3 protein-coding genes are annotated in these 1948 nt (G+C 66.0%); 1 reads left to right on the top strand and 2 read right to left on the bottom strand.

Annotation, left to right across the window (positions count from 1 at the left end; all coding sequences use genetic code 11):
• Positions 1–302: 302 nt before the first annotated feature.
• A complete protein-coding gene (locus tag EP26_RS30680) occupies positions 303–539 on the bottom strand; it encodes a hypothetical protein (protein WP_043345302.1) in 237 nt (78 codons plus the stop codon).
• Between EP26_RS30680 and EP26_RS30675 the strand changes: the two genes are divergently transcribed.
• Positions 520–867 carry a hypothetical protein gene (locus EP26_RS30675; protein ID WP_157033994.1) on the top strand — a complete coding sequence of 116 codons (348 nt, stop codon included), beginning with the start codon at positions 520–522 and terminating at the stop codon, positions 865–867. The genes EP26_RS30680 and EP26_RS30675 overlap by 20 nt on opposite strands.
• A gap of 215 nt (positions 868–1082) precedes the next feature.
• Here the strand turns inward: EP26_RS30675 and EP26_RS30670 are convergent.
• The coding region (locus EP26_RS30670) for an exodeoxyribonuclease VII large subunit (protein ID WP_281177176.1) at positions 1083–1948 on the bottom strand (866 nt) is incomplete at its 5' end.

Here is a 1948-nt window from a genome sequence, read left to right as displayed (position 1 = left end):
GGAGTTCGGTCAGCTCGTCTGGCAGAAAGGCCGCCCCGGGCACCGAGCCCCGAGCGCGACGCGGGGCTGGGACGCAGCGCGGGGTGGTCCTCGGCTTTGGTAGTCAGACCCAATTCATTGAAATGCAGTCCGAAGATCCGAGTATGTGCTCCTTGAACGCCGTCTCTCCCGCAAAAGATGACACAAAGGATGGGGCTGAGGTGCATCCACCCGTGCCCCGGGAGGCCATAGCCTTCCTCCCATGGCCACTATCCGCCGAGCGCATGTCCGGCTGGTTGTCGTCTTGACCATGCCTGCCGCCATCAGGCCGACGCCTGCTGCTCGTCGACGAGGCGGCGAACGCTCTCGATGCGCTCCTGGCAGTACGCGGCCAAATGCTTGGCACGCATGACCAGCGGCTCAATTTGGTCAATGTCGGGAATGCGGCCCTGCGCGGGCTTCAGCTTCGCGGAGATCGCAAGCAGCTCGCGGTAGGCATCTTCGAAACGCTTGGGAACCTTGTCGTCAGGCTTTCCGATCGTGACCTGGGTTTCGCTCATCGTCGCTCCTCTCACCGAGTACGTCGTTATGGGGCGCCGCCTCGGCTTTGCTGGGCGCTGGGCCCGATGGCTGCAGCATGATGACACCGTCGCGCATTTCGGCTCGGATGACTGCTGTGGCCGCCACGAGTGCGGCAGTTGGCAGTGGCGCGCCATCGGCACCGCGCAGGACTGCGTACCCGGCTGCGAGGACGGCGCCGGGGTCGAGCGCCTCGGCCAGGGTCAACGCCGGGCCGACCTCACGATCCACCGCCTCTACGGCCGCTGTCGCGTAGCGAAACACCTCTGCCACCTGATCGGCAACGTCGCGCGCAATGCCATCGAGTAGCCGGAGCGGCTCGGCTGCAACGCCCGCAAAGGCCCGGGCCACTTGACGTTCATGCGCAAGCAGGTGCTCTCCAGCCAAGCGTGCGACGTCTGCTCGTGCCGCTTCGAGCCCCTCCCGTGCGGCGTCCCGGCCGGCCCGCGCCGCCCTGAGGGCCGCCGCCTCTGCCTGGACGACGAGGGTGCTGGCGGTACCTAACGCGCCGCAGGCGTCGGGCTTCAGGCTATCGAATGCGCCGCGCACGGTCCGTTCGGCGGAAACCAGAGCGCCGCGCGCCTCGCGCTCGATCTCGGTTCCGGCAGCGGTGAGGCTCGTTCGGCATGCGCGACAGCAAGCCGCACCTGCGAATGGATGTCAGTGATTGCGCCGTGCGCCGCTTGGGCGGCGCCCACGACGACACCCTTGATGTGCTCCGCCATTTTGGAGGGCGTGTCCAGCGGAAGGCAGGCAACCTCGTCGATGAGGTTTTGGTCACGTTCGTGGCCGATGCCAGTCATCACGAGCATCGGCATCTTGCACACCGCCTCGGCCAGCTTGTAGTCGACGAGGTAGGCAAGGTCTGCTGCGGCACCTCCGCCGCGAATGATGGCAAGGGCGCAGAACGGCGCCGCTTGGTGCGAGCGGTAGATGTTCCGCATCTCGGCGACGATCCGGGCGGCGGCACCGGGGGTTTGGAACGGCGCCTCGACGAACGTGAACTCGACCAGGCCAGCCGATGTCAGGCGGTCCACGGTGGACCGGAAATCGCCAAGGCCCGCAGCACCAGGCGGGGAGATAACGGCCACCCGAAAAAAGTTGAGAGGTCGGCGGAGACGGCGGTTCCGCTCCCAAATCCCTCCCTCCTTGAGCCGTCGGCGGATAGCCTCGGCCCTGGCCTTCAAATCGCCTAAAGAGTAGCTTGGGTCGATGTCCTCGATTTCGACCGAGTAGCCGTAGTTCGCGTCTAAGCGGGAGGCGATCTTCACGAGCACCTTCGAACCCGCCTCTAGCAGCCCGTTGACGAAGTCGCCCTGACTTGATTCCGTTCGCTCCAGGACGCGAATGGCAGGTGTGGCATGGCGCTGGGACGACAGAAGGGCCAGCA

Origin of the sequence: Belnapia moabensis DSM 16746 (assembly GCF_000745835.1) — a bacterium.
Taxonomy (GTDB): domain Bacteria; phylum Pseudomonadota; class Alphaproteobacteria; order Acetobacterales; family Acetobacteraceae; genus Belnapia; species Belnapia moabensis.
The sequence above is the reverse complement of the archived record's forward strand: the minus strand, read 5'-3'. Positions and strand labels throughout refer to the sequence as shown.

Bases quoted from the DNA above. Each gene is read 5' to 3' on its own strand.
- EP26_RS30680 (WP_043345302.1), bottom strand. From the start codon at position 539: ATGAGCGAAACCCAGGTCACGATCGGAAAGCCTGACGACAAGGTTCCC.